The sequence below is a fragment of the Arthrobacter sp. AFG7.2 genome (assembly GCF_002892835.1).
In the GTDB taxonomy this organism is placed as follows: Bacteria; Actinomycetota; Actinomycetes; order Actinomycetales; family Micrococcaceae; genus Arthrobacter.
In genome coordinates, this window is the sequence record NZ_PJMB01000006.1 from 150,064 (window position 1) to 170,154 (window position 20,091).

The 20,091-nt window shown below is 65.7% G+C and carries 21 protein-coding genes; 13 read left to right on the forward strand and 8 right to left on the reverse strand.

From position 1 onward, the window contains the following. Positions 1 to 171: 171 nt before the first annotated feature. From CXX84_RS12580 to CXX84_RS19155, 5 genes are all read left to right on the forward strand, one after another. On the forward strand, positions 172 to 681 hold the full coding sequence (locus tag CXX84_RS12580; RefSeq protein WP_102977048.1) for an amino-acid N-acetyltransferase: 510 nt from the start codon (positions 172 to 174) through the stop codon (positions 679 to 681). Between the two features lie 288 nt (positions 682 to 969). Beyond that, positions 970 to 1,971, forward strand: coding sequence for a dihydroxyacetone kinase subunit DhaK (gene dhaK / locus CXX84_RS12585; protein ID WP_102977049.1), 1,002 nt, complete (start codon positions 970 to 972; stop codon positions 1,969 to 1,971). Between the two features lie 2 nt (positions 1,972 to 1,973). After that, the gene (dhaL, locus tag CXX84_RS12590) at positions 1,974 to 2,606 is read left to right on the forward strand and encodes a dihydroxyacetone kinase subunit DhaL (protein WP_102977050.1); all 633 of its coding nucleotides are present in this window, start codon (positions 1,974 to 1,976) and stop codon (positions 2,604 to 2,606) included. Continuing rightward, the gene (gene dhaM / locus CXX84_RS12595; protein ID WP_102977051.1) at positions 2,603 to 3,292 is read left to right on the forward strand and encodes a dihydroxyacetone kinase phosphoryl donor subunit DhaM; all 690 of its coding nucleotides are present in this window, start codon (positions 2,603 to 2,605) and stop codon (positions 3,290 to 3,292) included. Before dhaL ends, dhaM begins: the two co-directional genes overlap by 4 nt. A 126-nt stretch (positions 3,293 to 3,418) precedes the next feature. Then, positions 3,419 to 3,595 carry a hypothetical protein gene (locus tag CXX84_RS19155; protein ID WP_189337586.1) on the forward strand — a complete coding sequence of 59 codons (177 nt, stop codon included), beginning with the start codon at positions 3,419 to 3,421 and terminating at the stop codon, positions 3,593 to 3,595. Between the two features lie 46 nt (positions 3,596 to 3,641). Here the strand turns inward: CXX84_RS19155 and CXX84_RS12600 are convergent, their stop codons facing one another. The 3 genes from CXX84_RS12600 to CXX84_RS12610 all read right to left on the reverse strand — a co-directional run bounded on the left by CXX84_RS12600 (position 3,642) and on the right by CXX84_RS12610 (position 5,672). Then, entirely contained in the window at positions 3,642 to 4,130 is a 489-nt protein-coding gene (locus tag CXX84_RS12600; protein ID WP_102977052.1) for a hypothetical protein, read from the reverse strand. Positions 4,131 to 4,246: 116 nt separating this feature from the next. After that, on the reverse strand, positions 4,247 to 4,678 hold the full coding sequence (locus tag CXX84_RS12605) for a DUF3592 domain-containing protein (RefSeq protein WP_102977053.1): 432 nt from the start codon (positions 4,676 to 4,678) through the stop codon (positions 4,247 to 4,249). A 73-nt stretch (positions 4,679 to 4,751) separates the two neighbouring features. Next, entirely contained in the window at positions 4,752 to 5,672 is a 921-nt protein-coding gene (locus CXX84_RS12610; protein ID WP_102977138.1) for an A/G-specific adenine glycosylase, read from the reverse strand. Positions 5,673 to 5,852: 180 nt separating this feature from the next. Here CXX84_RS12610 and CXX84_RS12615 point away from each other — a divergent pair, with 180 nt between their 5' ends. Beyond that, positions 5,853 to 6,545 carry a hypothetical protein gene (locus CXX84_RS12615; RefSeq protein ID WP_102977054.1) on the forward strand — a complete coding sequence of 231 codons (693 nt, stop codon included), beginning with the start codon at positions 5,853 to 5,855 and terminating at the stop codon, positions 6,543 to 6,545. Between the two features lie 84 nt (positions 6,546 to 6,629). On the opposite strand, the gene disA is transcribed toward CXX84_RS12615, so the two are convergent. The 3 genes from disA to CXX84_RS12630 all read right to left on the reverse strand — a co-directional run bounded on the left by disA (position 6,630) and on the right by CXX84_RS12630 (position 9,768). After that, positions 6,630 to 7,706 (reverse strand): DNA integrity scanning diadenylate cyclase DisA, encoded by a 1,077-nt coding sequence (disA, locus tag CXX84_RS12620; RefSeq protein WP_102977055.1) that lies wholly within the window; start codon positions 7,704 to 7,706, stop codon positions 6,630 to 6,632. 266 nt (positions 7,707 to 7,972) lie between these two features. After that, positions 7,973 to 9,208, reverse strand: a complete 1,236-nt coding sequence (gene rlmN, locus CXX84_RS12625) for a 23S rRNA (adenine(2503)-C(2))-methyltransferase RlmN (RefSeq protein ID WP_102977056.1) — start codon at positions 9,206 to 9,208, stop codon at positions 7,973 to 7,975. A 56-nt stretch (positions 9,209 to 9,264) separates the two neighbouring features. Beyond that, positions 9,265 to 9,768: a 2'-5' RNA ligase family protein gene (locus tag CXX84_RS12630; RefSeq protein WP_102977057.1), complete on the reverse strand. Its 504-nt coding sequence runs from the start codon at positions 9,766 to 9,768 to the stop codon at positions 9,265 to 9,267. A 180-nt stretch (positions 9,769 to 9,948) separates the two neighbouring features. On the opposite strand from CXX84_RS12630, the gene CXX84_RS12635 reads away from it, so the two are divergent. Both CXX84_RS12635 and CXX84_RS12640 read left to right on the forward strand, forming a co-directional pair. Next, a complete protein-coding gene (locus tag CXX84_RS12635) occupies positions 9,949 to 11,562 on the forward strand; it encodes a peptide chain release factor 3 (RefSeq protein ID WP_102977058.1) in 1,614 nt (537 codons plus the stop codon). A gap of 5 nt (positions 11,563 to 11,567) precedes the next feature. Next, the gene (locus CXX84_RS12640; protein WP_102977059.1) at positions 11,568 to 12,812 is read left to right on the forward strand and encodes a beta-ketoacyl-[acyl-carrier-protein] synthase family protein; all 1,245 of its coding nucleotides are present in this window, start codon (positions 11,568 to 11,570) and stop codon (positions 12,810 to 12,812) included. Here the strand turns inward: CXX84_RS12640 and CXX84_RS12645 are convergent. Continuing rightward, complete coding sequence (locus CXX84_RS12645) at positions 12,809 to 13,339, reverse strand: NUDIX domain-containing protein (protein ID WP_102977060.1); 531 nt, start codon at positions 13,337 to 13,339, stop codon at positions 12,809 to 12,811. The genes CXX84_RS12640 and CXX84_RS12645 overlap by 4 nt on opposite strands. A 108-nt stretch (positions 13,340 to 13,447) precedes the next feature. Here CXX84_RS12645 and CXX84_RS12650 point away from each other — a divergent pair, with 108 nt between their 5' ends. Continuing rightward, positions 13,448 to 13,720: a hypothetical protein gene (locus tag CXX84_RS12650; RefSeq protein ID WP_102977061.1), complete on the forward strand. Its 273-nt coding sequence runs from the start codon at positions 13,448 to 13,450 to the stop codon at positions 13,718 to 13,720. Positions 13,721 to 13,763: 43 nt separating this feature from the next. Here CXX84_RS12650 and radA read toward each other — a convergent pair whose 3' ends face one another. Beyond that, a complete protein-coding gene (gene radA, locus CXX84_RS12655) occupies positions 13,764 to 15,137 on the reverse strand; it encodes a DNA repair protein RadA (RefSeq protein WP_102977062.1) in 1,374 nt (457 codons plus the stop codon). Positions 15,138 to 15,373: 236 nt separating this feature from the next. Between radA and CXX84_RS12660 the strand changes: the two genes are divergently transcribed. The 4 genes from CXX84_RS12660 to CXX84_RS12675 are packed head-to-tail and all read left to right on the forward strand — an operon-like array spanning position 15,374 to position 20,070. Beyond that, positions 15,374 to 16,633 carry an extracellular solute-binding protein gene (locus CXX84_RS12660; RefSeq protein WP_102977139.1) on the forward strand — a complete coding sequence of 420 codons (1,260 nt, stop codon included), beginning with the start codon at positions 15,374 to 15,376 and terminating at the stop codon, positions 16,631 to 16,633. A gap of 58 nt (positions 16,634 to 16,691) precedes the next feature. Next, positions 16,692 to 17,711 (forward strand): carbohydrate ABC transporter permease, encoded by a 1,020-nt coding sequence (locus tag CXX84_RS12665; protein ID WP_102977063.1) that lies wholly within the window; start codon positions 16,692 to 16,694, stop codon positions 17,709 to 17,711. Beyond that, positions 17,708 to 18,628 carry a carbohydrate ABC transporter permease gene (locus CXX84_RS12670; RefSeq protein ID WP_102977064.1) on the forward strand — a complete coding sequence of 307 codons (921 nt, stop codon included), beginning with the start codon at positions 17,708 to 17,710 and terminating at the stop codon, positions 18,626 to 18,628. Before CXX84_RS12665 ends, CXX84_RS12670 begins: the two co-directional genes overlap by 4 nt. After that, positions 18,628 to 20,070, forward strand: a complete 1,443-nt coding sequence (locus CXX84_RS12675; RefSeq protein WP_102977065.1) for a GH1 family beta-glucosidase — start codon at positions 18,628 to 18,630, stop codon at positions 20,068 to 20,070. Before CXX84_RS12670 ends, CXX84_RS12675 begins: the two co-directional genes overlap by 1 nt. Positions 20,071 to 20,091 lie beyond the last annotated feature (21 nt).

A 20,091-nucleotide genomic window follows, 5' to 3' on the forward strand; every position in this document is an offset into this window, starting at 1 on the left:
GAACTGGAGTGGTACGGGAATTCATGAAATGCGGCCGGTCGGGCCGGGCCGCCAGCACCAAAGCCTGAATGCCGGGGCTATTGTGCACAGCCAAGCGGGAAGCGAGTGGCAAACAGCGCCGGCCCATCAGTCATCGTGGGCCGGCAGGGGCTGTCCAACTAGGATTGCCCTGTGACTGACTCCTTCCAAATTCGCCCTGCCCGCACCAGTGATGTCTCCGCAATCAAGAAACTGGTGGCACCGCTGGCAGAGCAGCGGATACTTATGGCCAAGGAAACGGTGGCCTATTACGAAAGCCTGCAGGAATTCCGGATTGCCGAGTCCCCTGACGGCGAAGTTATTGGCTGCGGGGCACTGCACGTCATGTGGGAGGACCTGGCTGAAGTCCGGACCCTGGCTGCATCGGCCGACTGGCGCGGAAAAGGCATAGGCCACGTACTGGTGGAGAGCCTGCTTGAGGAAGCCCGCGCCCTGGGCGTGGCCCGCGTCTTCTGCCTGACGTTCGAGGTGGACTTCTTCAAACGCCACGGCTTCGAAGTGATGGCCGACCAATCCGCAGTGGATCCCGTGGTGTACTCGGAGCTCCTCCGGTCACATGATGAGGGCGTCGCCGAATTCCTGGACCTCGCGAGGGTCAAGCCGAACACCCTGGGCAACACCCGGATGATCAAGGTGCTGTAGGAGCCGTCCCCCTGGTCCGGGCGTGCGCGGAGCACGCCCTGCCCTTGAACGTGCCTGAAATGGTTAGGCGTCCATCTGACCTGCGAGGACTTGTGTTATTCGAATTGGTGGATAAACTGACTGAGGCCGGGATGGGGGGCCCAGGGGAAGGGACAGTCATTGGGGGCTGTCCCTTTTCTGCGTCCGCGGCGGGCCCCTTTATCAGGATCGGGAAACCTACCGCTGCCGGGCCCGCCGGTAGTAGGGTCAAGGTGACATTCTCCAGGAAGCAGAGCCAGGAGCACCGCCATGAAAAAACTGATCAATGATCCCCGGGCCGTCGTCGATGAATCTGTTGAGGGCTTTGGCCTGGCCCACCCACATCTGGTCACCGTCAGCGCAGACCCCACCTATATCACCCGCAAAGACGCGCCGGTGAGCGGCAAAGTGGGCCTGGTTTCCGGGGGAGGCAGTGGCCATGAGCCGCTGCACGCAGGCTTCGTGGGGCAGGGAATGCTCGACGCCGCCGTGCCGGGGGCGGTGTTCACCTCACCGACGCCTGACCAGATCCTCCCGGCGACCCTCGCGGTCAACTCAGGAGCCGGCGTCGTCCACATCGTGAAGAACTACACGGGTGACGTCCTGAACTTTGAAACAGCGGCCGAACTCGCGGAGGCCGAGGGCGTCAGCGTCCGCACTGTCCTGGTTAACGACGACGTCGCCGTGGAGGATTCGCTGTACACCGCGGGCCGCCGCGGCGTGGGTGGAACGGTGCTGGTGGAGAAGATCGCGGGTGCTGCGGCGGAAAGGGGCGATGACCTCGAGGCAGTGGCCGCCGTCGGGGAACGCGTGAACGCAAACGTCCGCACCATGGGGGTGGCGCTGTCCGCATGTACCGTCCCGCACGCGGGCTCACCCAGCTTTGACCTGGCCGAAGATGAAATCGAAATTGGCATCGGCATTCACGGCGAGCCCGGCAGGCACCGCATCCCCATGGAGAACGCGGACGGAATCACCGACCGCCTGCTGGAACCCGTCCTGGCCGATCTGGGCATCGCCTCGGGGGACAAAGTGCTGCTGTTCGTCAATGGCATGGGCGGCACGCCGCTGAGCGAGCTCTATATCGTCTACCGGCGGGCGGTGCAGGTCCTGGCCGGCCGGGGTGCCACGGTGGAGCGGTCGCTGGTGGGCAATTACATCACAGCACTGGAAATGCAGGGGTGCTCCATCTCGGTGTTGAGGCTGGACGATGAACTCACGGAACTGTGGGACGCCCCGGTGCACACCGCTGCCCTTCGCTGGGGCGTGTAGCGGTGGTGCTGGACGTGAACTGGGCGGTGAAGTGGCTGACACTGTCCGCGCAGGCAATGGCCGAGCACCGCGTGGAGCTGATCGAACTGGACCGTGCCATTGGAGATTCGGACCATGGGGAAAACATGGACCGGGGTTTCCAGGCTGTCCTGGACAAGCTGGCTGAAGCCCCGCCCCAGACCCCCGGCGCCGCCCTGAAACTGACAGCCATGACACTGATGTCAAAGGTCGGCGGGGCTGCCGGGCCGCTCTATGGCACGGCCTTCCTCCGGGCGGCAACATCGCTGGGGGATTCCGCCGAAATTGAACCTGAGGCCTGGGCAACCGCCCTGGCAGCAGCCCGTGACGGCATTGTGGCACGCGGAAAGGCCGAATCCGGGGACAAGACAATGGTGGATGCGTGGACACCGGCAGTAGAAGCAGCCCGGAAGGCAGCGGCGGCCGGTGACGCGGATGTCCTCACCGTCCTGGTGGCGGCTGCAGAGGCAGCCGAGGCGGGTGCCGTTGCCACCGATCCCATGGTGGCGCGGAAAGGCCGCGCAAGCTACCTCGGGGAACGCAGCGCCGGGCACCGGGATCCTGGTGCTGCCTCTTCCGCCCTGATCCTCCGTGCAGCGGTGGGGGCTGCTGCGTGACCGTCAGCATCGTGGTGGTTTCCCACAGCGGGAAGATTGCCGACGGCGCTGCCGAGCTTGCAGCGCAGATGGCCCCTGACGTCATGGTGCTGACAGCCGGCGGCACCACCGACGGCCGGATCGGCACGAGCCTGGAAAAGGTCCTGGCCGCGCTGGACAAGGCTGGGAGCGGGGGCACCGTGATCCTCACCGATCTGGGGTCCGCAGTGATGACGGCCGAATCTGCGCTGGAGTTCGCTGAGAACCCGGAAACCATGGTGTTGGCTGACGCGCCCCTCGTGGAGGGGCTTGTTGCAGCGGCCGTGGCAGCGCAGGGCGGAGCGGACATTCACGAGGTCAGGCGCGCAGCCGAAGCTGTTGGTGGTCCCGCCCACCCGGTTGGTTCCCCGGCAGGATGGCCCGGAGATGGATCCGTAACCGGCAGGGAGCCGGACTTCGCGGGCGACTTTGAGCTGGTCAACCAGGCGGGAATGCACGCCCGACCGGCTGCGAAAATCGCCGGAGCCATCTCGGGAATGGACGCCGAAGTGACGGTCAACGGGGTGGACGGTGCCTCCATGACAGGACTCATGACGCTTGGCGCAGGTAAAGGATCCGTGCTGCATGTGCAAGCCTGGGGTGCCGATGCGGAACGGGCCGTGAATTATGTTGGCGGCCTGGTGCAGGAAGGATTCGGGGAGCCCTGAGCTTCGCCGGCCTGCCCACATCAGCAGAAGCTGCAACGCGGCGGCACCGCCTGAATATCCTTCCAAATCCTGCTCCTGCGGTGTGGTTCCAAGGGTGCGGCGGTCCCTGCGAATAGGCTCGATGGCATGGAACGGCCCCAGCTCGAAGACAGCTCCGCGGATATTGAAGTACTGGAGGGTCAGACGTCCGTCGAGGAGCTGCTGGCGGATCTGGGCTTCGAGTGGCGGCATGCCGCACCCATGCAGGACGCGGCGCCCGCAACGGCTGACGATGACGCGTTCGGCCAGCCGGCGCTGTTCTAGCCGGCACTGCTCGAAACGGCCCCGCCCAAGCTCCAGCATTCGAAGATTAGTCCCGTTGGTGCAAACCCCCGGCGTCCAGCACTACCGATGCGCTGATGAACCGGCCGCACTGCTCCCCAAACGGATAGTCGCCGCGCGGCCGGAAATCCAGGGTATGGACCGGCAGGGCTGTGCCGTCGAAGCTGGTCCCCGTGGCCGTCACGGACATGGGCGATTCGCTGAGCGTTTCGAGCATCAGCGACCCCGTTTTGCTGCCGTTCGGAGATGCCGTGGCCGAGCAGACGCCGTGGGAGCAGCCCTGGTCGATGGATGAGCTTCCCGGGCGGAGATCCACGGTGTCCCCGGTGCAGGCGCCGTCCTGGCAGGCCCGGAGGTGCAGGGATGCCACCTGCTGCGCATAACCGGCCGGGATTGATACGGAAACAGCGGTAGCCTGCGCGATGGCAGGACAGGCCACGGCACCCGGGCCGGGGCCGCATGCCGTGGTGAGTCCCGCCGTCGTGATCAATGCCAAAAGCAGCCACTGCCTGCGCATACTTTCAGCGTAGGGCGGCGTGGTCCGCGTTGGCCTCCCTGAGGGCAACTGATGCCCGCATTGTTACGCCGCAGCGGCGAAGGCTGCCGAACGGACACCTCGTTGGAAGGAACAGATCACTTCACCGGAAAGACACTGATGAACCACAGGGAGGCAAGGGCGAAAACAGCGAAGAAGGGCATCAGGCACCCCATGGTGGTCCGGGGCGCGGAGGAAACCGGCCGGGACTGGTTCGGGTCGGCAGGGTTGTACGCCACCTCAATGGCAGACCCTGGAACCGGCTGGCCGGCAAACGAGATATCGGATTCACCGGCAAACAGGGTCCCCTGTGCATCCAGAAACTGATACTTGGGAAAGAAGCGCCGGCTGCGGCTGGAACCGCCGCCGCCGTTGGTCCACCCTGCCACGCTGCCGGTGACAGTGGCCTGCACCTTGGCCCACGAGGCAACCTCCTGCTCGTCGCGCCGGGCAGTGCGCGCGGCATGGACAGCAGCGAAGAAGGCTGCCGTGACGAACAGCGCCCACACGATATAAAGAATCAGCTTCATGGCTTTGGCTTCCCCCCTGGTTCCAGTCACCAAAAGTATGCCAGCTTACGCATACGTGTCCGGACCCTCGTGCTCAGGCAGGCAGCTGGTAGGCGCCGTCGTTCATTTCCGCCAGGCCGTCGGCGAGCAATCCTGCCAGGGCCCGCTCCAACTGTTCCGGCGCGGAGTTGAGCCGGTGCAGGGCAGCCAGGGGAACGCCGATGCCCGCCGGCGCGAATCCCAGGTCGGCAGGCTCGCGGTAGAACATCTCGGCTGGAACAGGGGTCTCGGCCAGCCGCAGCACCGCCACCACGGCGCCGCGGACCTGCCGGTCCGTTCCGTGCCAGGCCTGGCCTTTCGGGATGTACGACGGCGGCGGCTCACCTGCCGCCCGCCAGGCACAAAGATCATTGACCGGGCAGGCGGCGCACTTGGGCGCCCGCGCCGTGCACACGAGCGCACCCAGTTCCATCACCGCTGCGTTCCAGCGGACAGAAGGCCCAGCGCCGGCGGGCAGGAGCGAAGCGGCCAGACGCATCTCCGCTGCGGTCAGGGAAGGGGCGGGAAGGGCGGTGCCGGAGACCAGCCGCGCATGGACCCGCCTGATGTTGGTATCCACGACGGTTTCACGCCGGCCATAGGCGAAGGCCGCCACGGCGGCAGCTGTGTAACTGCCGACACCGGGCAGGGCCAGCAGTTCCGGGTAGGTGTCCGGGACCTTTCCGTCATGATCGCGGGTAATTGCCACGGCTGCAGCATGGAGGCGAAGCGCCCGGCGGGGATACCCCAGCCTGCCCCAGGAACGCACCGCTTCCCCTGCCGGTTCTCCAGCCAGCCCTGCAGGGGCAGGCCAGCGTTTCAGCCATTCGTGCCATACCGGAAGGACGCGGACCACCGGAGTCTGCTGCAGCATGATCTCGCTGACCAGGATGCCCCAGGGCGAGCACGCGGGTTCACGCCAGGGAAGATCGCGGGCGGTGTCAGCGAACCAGGTGCTGATGCGTTCGTGCAACAGGCTAAGCCCCGCCCCGCTTCCGGGAGGGCCGGCGGAAACGGCGGTGGAGGAAAGTGCAGTGTCGATGCCAACACTGTAATGGATGTGTCTGCCGGGGTTGAAACAGGATGTGACCAGGGCGTTGGCCCCGCGGCGGCGTGGTGGGTGAACAGATGCGGGGCGGTTCTCTAGCCTAGGAGGATGGGCAGGCAAGGCGAATCATCACCACGTGGCAGGGCACCGGGATCCGGTTCCACTGCCGTCCGCAAACCAAGCGCGGCAGTGTACCGCCGGCGTCGGCTGTTTGTGGGCGGGGCACTCCTGCTGATCATTGCGCTGGTCAGCAGCTTCGCCGTTGCCGGTGCCTTCAACGGCAGGTCAGAGCAGGCCTCATCCACGGCACCAGGAGCGACCGCCTCTGCCGATCCTTCCGCCGGGGCGTCACCGTCGGCCTCGGCGTCCCCATCAGCACCAGCGGCTACGCCTACGCCGTCGGCCACCCCCGGCTGCAACCAGAACCTGGTGACGGTCTCCGCCTCCACTGACAAGGCGGCCTACGGGCCTGAAGAGAATCCGATGCTTACCCTCAAGGTGACCAACGGTGGCACCATGCCCTGTGAAGTGAACATTGGCACCTCGCAGATGGAGTTCCTGGTGACCAGCGGGGCGGACCGGATCTTCTCGTCCCGGGACTGCCAGGCAGTAAGCGAAGACCTGGTCAAGATGATTGCACCGGGAGCCAGCGAAACCGCGAACTTCCCGTGGTCCCGCAACCGTAGTGTGGAGGGCTGCCAGCCCGTTGAAGCCCAGCCCGGCGGCGGCGGCGCCTACTATATTTTCACGGCGAAGCTCGGTTCCAAGGCCAGCCCCAAGGCTGTTTTCCAGCTCAACTGACACGGCCGGGCCGTGGGGCCGCGCCGAAGGGCGTGGCCGTGGCCGGGGTCTGGGCGAGGCAGGGGCTGGAGCCAGCCAGTGAGGCTAAAGGAACCGGTCCAGCAGGCTTGCTTCCGCCATCCGGCTGAGCCCTTCCCGGACGGTGCGGGCGCGCTGGTCGCCGATGCCGTCAACTGTCATCAGGTCATCGATGGTGGCGGCCATCAGGAACTGCAGACCGCCGAAGTGGTCCACGAGGCGGTCGGCAACAGCCTTGGGGACCGCTTTTAGGCCCGAGAGCAGGCGGTAGCCGCGCGGCTGGACAACAGCGTCGAGGTTCGCCTCGCCGCCCGCGAATCCCACGATCCCGGAGATCTTTCCGAGGTCGATCAACTCGGTGGGGCCAAGGCTCACCAGGGCGTTGACGGCATTCTCGATGTCCTCGGGAGTGGCATCAGGAGCGCCGTAGTCACGGATGATGACGTCACTGCCGGGTCCGCGGCCAACCGTCAGCTCATCGAGCTGGAGCGAGAGGAGACGGCCGTCCTCGCCGAGTTCCAGGACATACTGGGCGATTTCCTCGGAGATCCGGCGGACCATTTCCTGCCGCTGCAGGGTCACAGCCACGTCCCGCACGGTGACCATCGCCTCTATTTCCAGGGCGGAGAGCGAGCTGGTGACCTGGTCCAGCCGGGAGCGGTAGCGCTCCAGGGTTGCCAGGGCCTGGTTTGCCCGGGCCAGGACCTTTTCCGATCCTTCCAGCACGTGGCGCAGGCCGTTCACGTAGAGGGCGATGATCTGCATGGACTGGCTGACCGAGATCACGGGCACGCCGGTCTGGATGGCCACGCGCTCCGCGGTGCGGTGGCGGGTGCCGGACTCCTGCGTTTCGATGCTGGAATCCGGGACGAGCTGGACGGCAGCGCGGAGGATGTTTCCGGCGTCCTTGTCGCAGATGATGGCGCCGTCCATCTTGGCGAGTTCCCGGAGCCGGGTGGGGGAGAAATCGATGCCGATGTCGAACCCGCCGGAACAGATCGAGTCGATGGTCCGGTCCGAGCCCAAAACGATCAGCGCCCCGGTGCGTCCGCGCAGGATTCGCTCCAGGCCGTCGCGCAGGGGAGTTCCGGGTGCCACCCTGCCCAGAGTTGCCCTGAGTGATTCTTCGGGGCTCCGCGCCATAGGTGTTCCCTTCAAAGGTGCGGACCGCCGCCCGCAAGAATGCCGGCTTTACCGCTGGGCCGGCAGGATCTGAAAGTACTCAGTTTCCCGCAAGCTCAATGATAGGGGCAAGCAACCCCAACTTCCGCACGGGCAAGCCCCAAAGTGCCTCATGAGGGGGTGCCGGTGAACGTCCGGGAAGCGGGTTCGGCGGCGGGTTGCCGGCTGGGCACTTTGGCACACTTATTCTCGCTCGACCCTGGTCGCGGTGCTTTCGGCTGCTGCTGTCAGTCCTCGGCGGCGGCCAGCTGGCCGCATGCCCCGTCGATCTCCTTGCCGCGCGTATCGCGCAGGGTGCAGGGCACCCCTGCGGCCCGCAGCCGCGCAATGAATTCCTGCTCCACCGGCTTGTCCGAGGCGGTCCAGATGGAGCCGGGGGTGGGGTTCAACGGAATCGGGTTCACGTGCACCCAGCCGCGGCCGCGCTGGTTGAGCTTCTTGGCCAGCAGGTCTGCACGCCAGGGGTGGTCATTCATGTCCTTGATCAGCGCGTACTCGATGCTGACCCTGCGGCCCGTCTTGCGGTAGTAGTCGTACGCCGCATCGAGCGCCTCGTCCACCTTCCAGCGGTTGTTCACCGGGATGAGTTCGTCGCGGAGTTCGTCGTCGGGAGCATGCAGGGACAGTGCGAAGGTAACCGGGATGTCCTCGTCCGCAAGCTTGCGGATGGCAGGAACGAGGCCGACGGTTGAGACGGTGATGTTGCGGGCAGACATGCCCAGGCCCTCGGGGGCGGGGTCCACGAAGCGGTGGAGGGCTGCCATCACGCGCTTGTAGTTGGCCAGCGGCTCGCCCATTCCCATAAAGACGATGTTGGTGACCCGCTCGTCGTCGTGCTCCTTGGGGCCCAGTTCGCCGGCTGCTATGACCCGGTTTGCGGCCACCACCTGGTCAACGATCTCCGCGGTGGACATGTTGCGGGTCAGCCCGGCCTGGCCGGTGGCGCAGAACGGGCAGTTCATGCCACAGCCGGCCTGGGAGGAGATGCAGAGAGTGATGCGGCCGGGGTAGCGCATCAGCACGGACTCCACCAGCGCGCCGTCGAACAACCGCCAGAGGAACTTAATGGTGTCTCCCTTGTCGCTTCGCTGGCGGCGGACCTCTGTGAGCAGCGGCGGGAACATCCGGGAAACGAGTTCCTCCCGGCCTGCCTTGGGGAGGTCGCTCATGGCGTCCGGGTCCACAGTCCAGTGCTGGAAGTAGTGTGTGGAGAGCTGTTTCGCCCGGAAGGCGGGCAGGCCCAGCTCCTTCATCTTCGCGCCGCGTTCGGCCAGGCTCAGGTCAGCCAGATGCGTCGGCGGCTGCTTCACCCGCGGTGACGCGAATTGAAGCAGTGGGCGGCCCTCGACGGTGCGTGCCTGCTCCCAGCCTTCGGCAGTCGGGCGGATCTGGGGGCGGGTGCTCTCCGGGGCCTCTTGGCGGGCGCGCGCGGGAGCTTCGGAAGAAGCGGTGGGGGAAGTCATCCCCTCTATTGTCCCATGCCGGGCAAGCGCCGGTGAAGAGGCAGGAATTGCCCTGCCTAAGTGCTTTCCAGCGGCGTGACCGTCCTCGTCCTGCTGTCCCACACCCTCGCGCCGGTGCACTCGCCCGCCAGCCCGAGGTCCAGGAGTTCCACGGCTGTCCCCAACAGGTGGTGCGGGACGCGGCGGGCGAGAGTGACGTGGGGTGTCCACGCATCCGGCAGGGTGAGGTGCGTTGCGCCGGCCGCCTCCGCATGGACGAAGCGGTGCAGTTCCAGGAGTTGCCGGGTCAGGACCACCGACCTCGCGAGGACGTACTTTCCCGGACCACCCGGAAAGACGAGGACACCGGAAAACTCTGTACGGACCGGCAGCATCCGCGGTATGTCCTGCACTCTGTCGGACAGCTTCAGGTCAGGACCAGCTGCAAGGGTGACGTGCGGCCGGTTGCTCTGTCCGGTATGACCAGCCAGGCTCGGCACCCCTGCCCCGGCGAGCATGGCCCAGTCCGCCCGGATGCGCGCGTCGATGGCGTCCTCAAACGTCAACTCGATACTTCGCATGCTCCCATCATGCCGCTCCGGGCATTCATGGGCGGGGTAAAGCGGCCCCGTGGATTTGCCGCCCTGCGATAAACTGGAACTTGGCTTTCCGCCAGCCCGATTCCCGGCCCACAGCCGCAGTGCCCGGCGCATAGCTTCGAAAGGCGCCCGGGCAGTCCCAACCGCAGCGAAAGTAGCACCGTGTCCCAAGATGTCCTGACCCCCGCCCGGATCTCCGGTATCCACAAAGAGGCCGGCCGCCGCAGGACCTTTGCTGTCATTTCCCACCCTGACGCAGGCAAGTCCACCCTGACCGAAGCGCTGGCACTGCACGCAAAGGTGATCGGCACGGCCGGTGCGTCCAGCGGCAAGGCCAACCGCAAGGAGACCGTGTCCGACTGGATGCAGATGGAGAAAGACCGCGGCATCTCCATCAGCTCCGCGGCGCTTCAGTTCTCCTACCGGGACACCGTCATCAACCTGCTGGACACCCCTGGCCACGCGGACTTTTCCGAGGACACGTACCGGGTGCTGGCCGCCGTGGACTGCGCCGTGATGCTGGTGGACGCCGCCAAGGGCCTGGAAACGCAGACCATGAAGCTGTTCGAGGTCTGCAAGCAGCGCAACCTGCCCATCATCACCGTTATCAACAAGTGGGACCGTCCGGGCCTGGACGCGCTGGCGCTGATGGACGAGATCACCGAGCGCACCGGCCTGCAGCCCATGCCACTGACCTGGGCCGTGGGTATATCCGGCGACTTCCGCGGCGTCTGGGACCTCCGCAACGACCGTTTCGCGCGGTTCCAGCGCAACAACGCGGGCGCCCAGATTGCCCTCACCGAGTATTTCACCCCCGAGGAAGCCGCCGAAACCCAGGGCAGCAACTGGACGGATGCGGTGGACGAGGCGGGCCTGGTGATTGAGTCGAACCTGGAGTTCGATGTCGAGGCCTTCCACGCCGGCAAGGCCACCCCCATCCTGTTCAGCTCCGCCGCGCTTAACTTCGGTGTCAAGGAGCTGCTGGACGCGCTGGTGGATTTCGCGCCGTCGGCCGCCCCGCGCCCGGACGTTGATGGCACCCCGCGTCCCGTGGAGTCACCGTTCTCCGGCTTTGTGTTCAAGGTCCAGGCAGGCATGAACAAGGCCCACCGCGACCATGTGGCCTTCATCCGCGTCTGCTCCGGCGTCTTCGAGCGCGGCATGGTGGTCACACAGACCAGGACGGGGAAATCTTTCGCCACAAAGTACGCCCAGCAGGTGTTCGGCCGGGAACGCGAAGTGATTGATGAGGCGTACCCAGGAGACGTGGTGGGCCTGGTCAACGCATCGTCCCTGCGCGTGGGGGACAGCCTCTTCCTTGAGGGTCCCGTGGAGTATCCTGCCATCCCGCTGTTCGCTCCCGAGCATTTCCAGGTGGCGCGGTCTAAGGACCCCAGCAAGTTCAAGCAGTTCCGCCGCGGCATCGAGCAGCTCGAGCACGAAGGCGTCATCCAGGTGCTCCGCTCCGACGTCCGCGGTGACCAGGCGCCGGTGCTTGCCGCCGTCGGACCCATGCAGTTCGAGGTGGTGGAGGACCGGATGGCGCACGACTTCAGCGCTCCCATGCGCCTTGAGCGCCTGCCCTACTCCCTGGCCAGGATCTCGACGGCGGATGCCATGCCGGCGCTCGCCAACGTACCGGGCGCCGAGGTGCTTTTGCGGTCCGACGGCGAGTACCTCGCCTTGTTCAATGACGTCTGGGCGCTGCGCCGCATCGAGAAGAACCACCCGGACCTCACCCTCGTGCCTATCGGCACCCACAACCCCGCAAAGTAGGAACCGTGAACGCAGGCCAGCCCGCCGCAGCTCAACCCCGCGCCGTCATCACCGGCGCCGGAACCATCAACCCGGTCGGTTCTTCAGTGCCCGAGACCTGGGCGGCACTGGTGGCCGGAAAATCCGGCATCGCTGCGCTCGAAGAGGCCTGGACCGAGCAGCTGCCGGTGAAGATCGCCGGGCAGGTTACCGATGACCTCACCGAACACCTGAGCACCCGCGAGATGAAGCGCATGGACCGCTGTGGGCAGCTCGCCCTCATTGCTGCCCGGGAAGCGTGGAACCAGGCCGGCGCCCCGGACGTGGATCCGGAGCGTTTCGCGGTGGTGATCGGTTCGGCGTACGGCGGGCTCGGCTCCACGCTGGAACAGGACCGCACCCTTGCCGCCTCGGGCCCCCGCAAGGTTTCCCCGCACACCCTGACCCGGCTCATGGTCAACGGCCCGGCGGCCTGGGTGTCCATCGACCTCGGTGCGCGCGGCGGTGCCCGAACGCCGGTCAGCGCGTGCGCCTCCGGGGCTGAGGCGATTGTCCAGGCAGCTGAAATGATCCGCTCCGGTGCTGCCGACGTCGTCATTGCGGGCGGCGTGGATGCTTCCGTCAATGACCTGGTGATAACTGGCTTTTCCCAGATCCGCGCGCTGTCCAGCCGCAACGATGATCCGCAGCGCGCATCACGCCCGTTCGACGGCGGCCGGGACGGCTTTGTCCTCGCGGAGGGCGCCGGCGTGGTGGTGCTGGAGAGCGAGGAGCACGCTAGCGCCCGCGGCGCTGCAGTGCTGGGGGCCGTTGCCGGCGGCGCCGTTACCTCCGATGCCAACGACATTGTGGCGGCGGACCCCGCCATGCAGCGGCGCGTCATGCAGAAAGCCCTTGCATCCGCGGGCATGGCGGCGGAAGACATCGGCTTTGTCCACGCCCATGCAACGTCCACCCCGGTGGGGGACAAGCTTGAGGGCCAGGCCATCAACGCCATCTTTGGTGCAGAAATCCCGGTTACGTCCACCAAGGGCCACACCGGGCACCTGCTGGGCGGCGCCGGTGCGCTGGCCGCCGTCGTGGTGCTTGAGGCCCTGCGCACCGGGATGCTCCCGGGGACCCTCAACGTCCAGGAGCTGGATCCGGAAGTGGACCTCAACGTCGTGACTGAGGACGTCCGCCAGCTTCAGCCGGACAGTGCTGCCGCCGGCCTGGTAAACGCCTTCGGCTTCGGCGGCCACAGCGTTGCCCTGGTGATTACGGCGGATTAGGCGTCAAGGGGCAATCCCTCAAGCCGCTCCGTCAGGGCGTCAAGGACGGGAAGCTGGCCTTTCACCAGCTTGAGCCTTGCCTCCTCCAGGGGAAACCAGCGTGCGTCGTCAATTTCTGGGTAGTGCTGGATTTTTCCGGATCCCTTGGGCCACTCGAGCGGGAACGAGTTGCTGACGATCTGTTCCGGCGCGAAGTCCTGCTCGGCAGCGTAGATGGTAATCACTTTTCCGGACGGCTGGCGGAATTCGCCGAGGTGCATGTAGTCGGCTGCCGGCGGGGGAGTGCCCATCTCCTCACCAAACTCGCGAAGTGCGGCAGCCAGGGGATCCTCGTCGGACGCGTACTCGCCTTTTGGAATAGACCAGGCATGGGCATCCTTGCGGGCCCAGAACGGCCCGCCCATGTGCCCGATCCAGACCTCCAGGCGCTCCGGTCCAGCGGATGGACTGTCCTCTGGCTGCCCGCCGGACTTCCGGGACGCCACGCCAAGCCTGTACAGGAGTAGCCCTGCGCTTCGAACCGGCATTTTTCCTCCACTTCGGCGGTTTCCAGAGTTAGCCGTCCCGCGTTAACCCGCAGTTCACGGCACTGCTTTAGGTTATTCCCTCAGGCACTTTGCTCGAAGGGACCCGTCATGGCCAGTATTGCTGAGGTTTTGGGACGGCTGACGCCGGAAGAACTTGAAGAGCTGCACAGCCTTGGTCCCAATGGACACCTGCCGCGGCACCTGGTCGAGGCCCTGGACCGGGCGGCCGGGGGTCCCGGCTCCGGCCGCGGCTACTACGTGCCAACAGGAAATGTGACCGCCACAGGCGGGCCGTTGCTGGTGCTGCGCAGCGACGTGTCCGGCTGGCTTTTCAGCTCCCGCCACGATGACCCTGAAACGCTCCCGCGCCACAACAACTAGCGCGGGCCGGGCTGCCCACTAAACTGCAAATTCCCGTCCGCCATCAGCCGATCAGCAGGCTCAGGGCCTCGGTAAGGTGCTCCACTTCCCGCACTGAAAAGCCCGCCGGGATGGGCCCGGGACCGGCGTGGCTTGCAGGAACAACAGCGTGGGTAAACCCGAGCCGGTGCGCCTCCTGGATGCGCTGGTTGATCCCGGGAACCGGCCGCACCTCACCCGCCAGGCCCACCTCGCCGAAAGCTATGAGGCGGATGGGCAGCGGCTTGCGCGCCTTGGCCGATGCCACGGCCAGGGCAACCGCCAGGTCCGTCGCAGGCTCGCTGAGCTTCACGCCACCCACGGTGGCAACATAGGAGTCGTCCTTGTGCAGGAGGGTCCCCGCCCGCTGCTGCAGGACCGCGAGCAGCATGGACACCCGGGAACTGTCCAGGCCGCTGGTAGCGCGCCGCGGCTGCGAGGTGGGGCTCTCGGCGAGCAGTGACTGAACCTCGGCCAGCAACGGACGCCGGCCCTCCATGGTGACGGTGATGCAGGTGCCCGAGACCGGTTCCTTGGTGCGGCTGACAAACAGCCCGCTGGGATCGGCAAGCCCTTCAATGCCGTTCTCGTTCAGGTCGAAGCAGCCGACGTCGTCGGTAGGCCCGTAGCGGTTCTTGACGGCCCGGAGCAGCCGGAGCCGGGAGTGGCGCTCACCCTCAAACTGGCACACCACGTCCACCAGGTGCTCCAGCAGCCGCGGGCCGGCTATGGAGCCGTCCTTGGTCACGTGGCCCACCAGCAGGGTGGTCATGTTCCGCCGCTTTGCGGCCGCAATAATGGACGCTGCCACTTCGCGGACCTGTGAAACGCCTCCGGCGCTGCCGTCAACGTCTGCGCTGCTGAGGGTCTGCACCGAGTCCACGATCAGGAGGCGGGGTTCGATTTTCTCCACCTGCCCGAGCGCCTGGCCCAGGTCCGTTTCGGCGGAGAGGTACAGGGATTCGGCCACGGCGTCGATCCGCTCCGCACGCAGCTTCACCTGCGCTGCCGATTCCTCACCCGTCACGTACAGCACGTCCTGTGCCGTCCGGGCGAACTTCGCCGCAACATCCAGCAGCAGCGTGGACTTGCCAACGCCGGGTTCACCGGCCAACAGGATGACGGCGCCCGGGACAAGCCCGCCACCCAGCACGCGGTCCAGCTCGTCCACTCCGGTAGGCAGGAAGGCGGCAGTGGTGGCGTCCACCTCGGCAATCCGGCGGGCCGGCTCGAGGACTGTAGTGGCCGCCGTCGTACGCGCAACGGCGGTGCCGGTTTCCTCAACCGTCCCCCAGGCCTGGCATTCGCCGCACCGCCCCACCCACTTGACGGTGGTCCAGCCGCACTCAGCACATTTGTAGGCGGGCGCCTTGGCGGCCCGGGAGGTCTTTGTTGCCATGCGTTCAACCCTAGTGGCGGGCGCGGACATTGCCTGCCGGCACCGGGGGAGCCGCCGGCAGCACTTTTCGCGAGGGGTTGAGAGAGCGCTCTCTTGACAGTGATCTGCGCCACCTCTACTCTTGAGGAACTTGCCAGAGAGCGCTCTCTCAGCGCCGGAAGTCCCACAAAGGAGTGACCTTGAAATTCGTACGTCGACACACTGCGGCCGCCATCGCGGGCGCAGCAGCCCTGGCCATGATGGCCACAGGCTGCAGCAGCAGTTCGGAACAGGCAGCAAGCGCGGACAATCCCGTAGAGCTTACGGTTACCACTTTTGGAACCTTCGGCTATGACGATCTTTACGCTCAGTATGAGCAGGCCAATCCCGGCGTCAAGGTCAAAGCCACCAACATCGACCGCGGAGCGAACGCCCGCACTGATGCCTTCACCAAGCTCGCGGCCGGCTCCGGCCTCAGCGACGTGGTGGCCATCGAGGAGGGCTGGCTTGGTTCCATCATGGAGGTGTCGGACCAGTTCGTGGACCTCAACGAGCACGGTGCGGGGGACATCAAGGACAACTGGGTGGACTGGAAGTTCAAGCAGGGCACCGATCCTGACGGCCGCGTCATCGGCTACGGGACAGATATCGGCCCCCAGGGCCTCTGCTACAACGGCAAGCTGTTCGAAGCTGCCGGCATGCCCAGTGACCGCGAGTCAGTGGCTAAGCTCTTCGGCGGCGAGGAGGCAACCTGGGAAACATACTTCAAGCTCGGTGAGCAGTACAAGGCAGCCACCGGCAAAGCCTGGTACGACCAGTCCGGCTTCGTCTGGAACTCCATGGTGAACCAGATGGAAGAGGGCTACTACACCAAGGACGGCGAGCTGAACGTCGACGGCAACTCCGAGATGAAGGCCAAGTTCGAGATGCTGGCTGCCGGCACCGCCTCCGGATTGTCCGCAAACCAGACCCAGTGGGACTGGGGCAACGGCAAGGCCTTTGTTGACGGCTCCTTTGCCACCTTCGTCTGCCCGGGCTGGATGCTCGGCACCATCAAGGGCCAGCTCGAATCTGCAGGCGGCGGCACGGAAAGCGGCTGGGACTTCGCCGACGTCTTTCCCGGCGGAGCCTCAAACTGGGGTGGCGCTTTCCTCTCTGTGCCCAAGACCTCCAAGCACCCCGCCGAGGCCGCCAAGCTCGCGGCCTGGCTCACTGCGCCTGAACAGCAGGTCAAGCAGTCAGCTGCGGCCAACAACTTCCCCAGCACGATCAAGGCGCAGGAGAAGCTCGTCGCGGATGCCGCACCCAACGTGGTGTTCAACAACGCTCCCACCGGTGTCATCCTCGCCAACCGTGCCAAGGGCGTGGTGGCCCAGTTCAAGGGACCGGACGATTCGGTGATCCAGGAAAACGTCTTCGGCCCCGCGCTGAAGATGCTCGACGGCGGCACTGCCGATGCAGACAAAGCCTGGTCCGAAGCCCTGACCCTCCTCAACGACCTGGTCGTAAACAACTAGCACCACCCGCTGTGGGGCCTCCCGGAAGGGAGGCCCCCCGATGGAGGGCAAGAGCCCAATGACAACCACCCTGAACCGCCCGGCCAAACCACCAGCGGCCGCCAAGCCCAAACCCACCTTCAAACAGAGGCTGAACGTCTTTGACGTCAAGGCATCGCCCTACCTCTACATCGCCCCCTTCTTTATCCTCTTCGCGCTGGTGGGACTGTTCCCGCTGGTCTATACCTTCGTGGTCAGCCTCTTTGACTGGCATCTCCTCAAAGGCCAGGGCGACTTTGTAGGCCTGCAGAACTTTACGGAAGTCCTGCATGACCGCTTCTTCTGGAACTCCCTGTTCAACACCGTCAGCATCTTCCTGCTGTCCGCCATCCCGCAGCTTGCCGTGGCGCTCTTCCTGGCCGCAGTACTGGACCAGAACCTCCGGGCCAGGACGTTCTGGCGGATGAGCGTCCTCCTGCCCTACATCGTCACCCCGGTGGCAGTAGCAATGATCTTCACCAACATGTTCGGCGAACAGTACGGACTGATCAACAACGTGCTGGGCAATTTCGGCCTGGACCCGGTGATGTGGAAAAGCGAGACGCTGCCCAGCCACGTTGCCATCGCCACCATGGTGAACTGGCGCTGGACCGGATACAACGCCCTTATCCTGCTGGCGGCAATGCAGGCCGTTCCCCGTGACCTGTACGAGTCGGCCGCCCTGGACGGTGCCGGAGCCCTGCGCAGGTTCTTCAGCATCACCCTGCCGAGCATCAGGCCCACCATGGTCTTTGTGGTCATCACCTCGACCATCGGGGGGCTGCAGATCTTCACCGAACCGCGCCTGTTCGACCCCGCCACCGCCGGCGGTTCGCAGCGGCAGTTCCAGACCACCGTGCTGTACCTCTGGGAAATGGCCTTCCAGCGCCAGAACTTCGGCAAGGCGTCCACCATCGCCTGGCTGCTCTTCCTGATTATCGTGCTGTTCGGCCTCATCAACTACCTGATCTCACGGCGGATTGCCACCGCGGATGCCGCCAAGCCCTCCCGGGCCGCCCGGAGAGCCACCCGGCACCGCCCTGAAAGGACCAAGCGATGAGCATCATCGAAGGGGCGCCCGCCGCGCCCGCCGGCACAGTTCCTGCTGAATCCAAACCCGCCGGCAATCCGGCCCCGGTCCGCAGGCGCTTCCTGGGCTCGGGCGGCAGGCCGGGATTCCTGACCTACGGACTTCTCCTCGCCTTCCTGGTGTCGTCGGCCTACCCGCTGTGGTGGTCAGCCGTTATCGGCAGCCGCTCCAACGAGGCCCTTGGCGAGACCTGGCCGCCGCTGCTCCCGGGCGGGAACTTCTGGACCAATGTGGGCGAGGTCTTTGACACCATTCCGTTCTGGCTCGCCCTGGGCAACAGTGTGCTGATTTCATCCATCATCACCGTGTCCGTGGTGGGGTTTTCCACCCTGGCCGGCTACGCCTTCGCCAAGCTGCGCTTCAAGGGCCGGGACGGGCTCATGCTGATGGTGGTGGCCACCATGGCCATCCCCACCCAGCTGGGCATCATCCCGCTCTTTATGGTGATGCGCACCCTGGGCTGGACAGGTGAAATCGGGGCCGTAGTGGTCCCCACCCTGGTCACTGCGTTCGGCGTCTTCTTCATGCGGCAATACCTCGTGGACGTCATCCCGGATGAGCTCATCGAGTCCGCCAGGATGGACGGGGCCAACATGATCTCCACCTTCTGGCACGTGGCCATCCCGGCAGCACGGCCCGCCATGGCAATTCTTGGCCTGTTCACGTTCATGACAGCCTGGACAGATTTTCTCTGGCCCCTGCTGGTGCTCGACGCCGGCAATCCCACGTTGCAGACGGCGCTCAGCCAGCTGCAGTCAGCCCGCTACGTGGACTACTCCGTGGTCCTCGCCGGAGCGGTACTGGCAACACTTCCGCTGCTGGTGCTCTTCGTGCTCGCCGGCAAACAACTCATCTCAGGAATCATGCAAGGAGCAGTGAAGGGCTAATGCAGCACCGGACATATCAGCGGCAATGGCCCGAGGGCTTTATGTGGGGGTCGGCGACGGCGGCCGCACAGATAGAGGGCGCCGGCCACGAGGGCGGCAAGGAGGATTCCATTTGGGACCACTTCGCGAGGATCCCGGGAGCGATTGCGAACGGGGAGAACCTTGAGCAGGCCGTGGACCACTACCACCGGATGCCGCAGGACGTCCGGCTGATGAAAGAGCTGGGACTCGACTCCTACCGCTTTTCCACCAGCTGGGCGCGGGTGCGCCCCGCGGACAGGGCCGTTAACCGGGAGGGGCTGGACTTCTACTCCCGGCTGGTGGATGAACTCCTTGAAGCAGGGATCCTGCCGTGGCTCACCCTCTACCACTGGGACCTGCCGCAGGCCCTGGAGGAGAAAGGCGGCTGGGCCAACCGGGACACCGCGTACAGGTTCCTGGAGTACGCGAATGACGTCTACTCGGCCCTGGGGGACAGGGTCCAGCACTGGACCACGTTCAACGAGCCTTTCTGCTCATCCCTCCTGGGCTACGGGTCCGGAGTGCACGCCCCGGGCCGCCAGGAGCCCGCTGCAGCCATCGCTGCCGTTCACCACCAGCACCTGGCCCACGGGCTGGCCGTGAATGCCCTGCGTGAGCGGGGTGCCCGGCACCTGGGCATTACCCTGAACCTGAGCAACTCGATTCCGCGGGACAGCCAGGACCCCGTGGACCTGGACGCAGCAAGGCGCTTTGACTCGCTGCAGAACCGGATTTTCCTGGATCCGATCCTGCGGGGAGCCTACCCGGCGGACTCATTGCGGGACCTTGCCCCGTTCGGCCTGCAGGACGTGATCCTGCCGGGCGACCTGGACGTTATCAGCGCGCCGCTGGACTTCCTGGGCGTGAACCATTACCACGATGACCTCATCAGCGGCCACGCGGACGACGCCGGCAGCGACGGCCACTCCGGCGGCGCCGAACGGGCCTCCGCCTCACCCTGGATCGGTTCGGAAGACATCGCCTTTCCCAGCCGCGGGCTGCCGCGGACTGCGATGGGCTGGGAAGTGAATCCGGACGGGTTGCGGAAACTCCTCGTCCGGCTGGGAAAGGAGTACCCCTCGCTGCCGCCGCTCTACATCACCGAAAACGGGGCCGCCTACGAGGACACCGTCAGTCCCGGCGGAGCCGTGCACGACGTGGACCGCGCCCGGTTCATCCTTGACCATGTGGGAGCCGTGGGTGAAGCGATAGATCAGGGCGCGGATGTCCGGGGCTATTTTGTCTGGTCCCTGCTGGACAACTTCGAGTGGTCCTGGGGCTACGGAAAGCGCTTTGGGATTGTCCGGGTGGATTACGGCACGCTGGAACGTACCGTCAAGGACAGCGGCAGGGCCTATGCGGAACTGATTGCCGCGGCAAAGCGGAACGCCTCCCGACTCGCTGCGTCGCTGCCCGCTTAAACTGGAGTCCCAGACCAGTGC

What these genes read in the sequence shown, in the direction of transcription:
- CXX84_RS12650 (WP_102977061.1), top strand. Translation starts at nt 13,448, where the DNA reads ATGGCCAGTATTGCTGAGGTTTTGGGACGGCTGACGCCGGAAGAACTT.
- CXX84_RS12665 (WP_102977063.1), top strand. Translation starts at nt 16,692, where the DNA reads ATGACAACCACCCTGAACCGCCCGGCCAAACCACCAGCGGCCGCCAAG.
- dhaK (WP_102977049.1), top strand. Translation starts at nt 970, where the DNA reads ATGAAAAAACTGATCAATGATCCCCGGGCCGTCGTCGATGAATCTGTT.
- CXX84_RS12660 (WP_102977139.1), top strand. Translation starts at nt 15,374, where the DNA reads ATGATGGCCACAGGCTGCAGCAGCAGTTCGGAACAGGCAGCAAGCGCG.
- CXX84_RS19155 (WP_189337586.1), top strand. Translation starts at nt 3,419, where the DNA reads ATGGAACGGCCCCAGCTCGAAGACAGCTCCGCGGATATTGAAGTACTG.
- CXX84_RS12600 (WP_102977052.1), bottom strand. Translation starts at nt 4,130, where the DNA reads ATGCGCAGGCAGTGGCTGCTTTTGGCATTGATCACGACGGCGGGACTC.
- disA (WP_102977055.1), bottom strand. Translation starts at nt 7,706, where the DNA reads ATGGCGCGGAGCCCCGAAGAATCACTCAGGGCAACTCTGGGCAGGGTG.
- rlmN (WP_102977056.1), bottom strand. Translation starts at nt 9,208, where the DNA reads ATGACTTCCCCCACCGCTTCTTCCGAAGCTCCCGCGCGCGCCCGCCAA.
- CXX84_RS12605 (WP_102977053.1), bottom strand. Translation starts at nt 4,678, where the DNA reads ATGAAGCTGATTCTTTATATCGTGTGGGCGCTGTTCGTCACGGCAGCC.
- CXX84_RS12670 (WP_102977064.1), top strand. Translation starts at nt 17,708, where the DNA reads ATGAGCATCATCGAAGGGGCGCCCGCCGCGCCCGCCGGCACAGTTCCT.
- CXX84_RS12675 (WP_102977065.1), top strand. Translation starts at nt 18,628, where the DNA reads ATGCAGCACCGGACATATCAGCGGCAATGGCCCGAGGGCTTTATGTGG.
- CXX84_RS12645 (WP_102977060.1), bottom strand. Translation starts at nt 13,339, where the DNA reads ATGCCGGTTCGAAGCGCAGGGCTACTCCTGTACAGGCTTGGCGTGGCG.
- CXX84_RS12615 (WP_102977054.1), top strand. Translation starts at nt 5,853, where the DNA reads ATGGGCAGGCAAGGCGAATCATCACCACGTGGCAGGGCACCGGGATCC.
- CXX84_RS12630 (WP_102977057.1), bottom strand. Translation starts at nt 9,768, where the DNA reads ATGCGAAGTATCGAGTTGACGTTTGAGGACGCCATCGACGCGCGCATC.
- radA (WP_102977062.1), bottom strand. Translation starts at nt 15,137, where the DNA reads ATGGCAACAAAGACCTCCCGGGCCGCCAAGGCGCCCGCCTACAAATGT.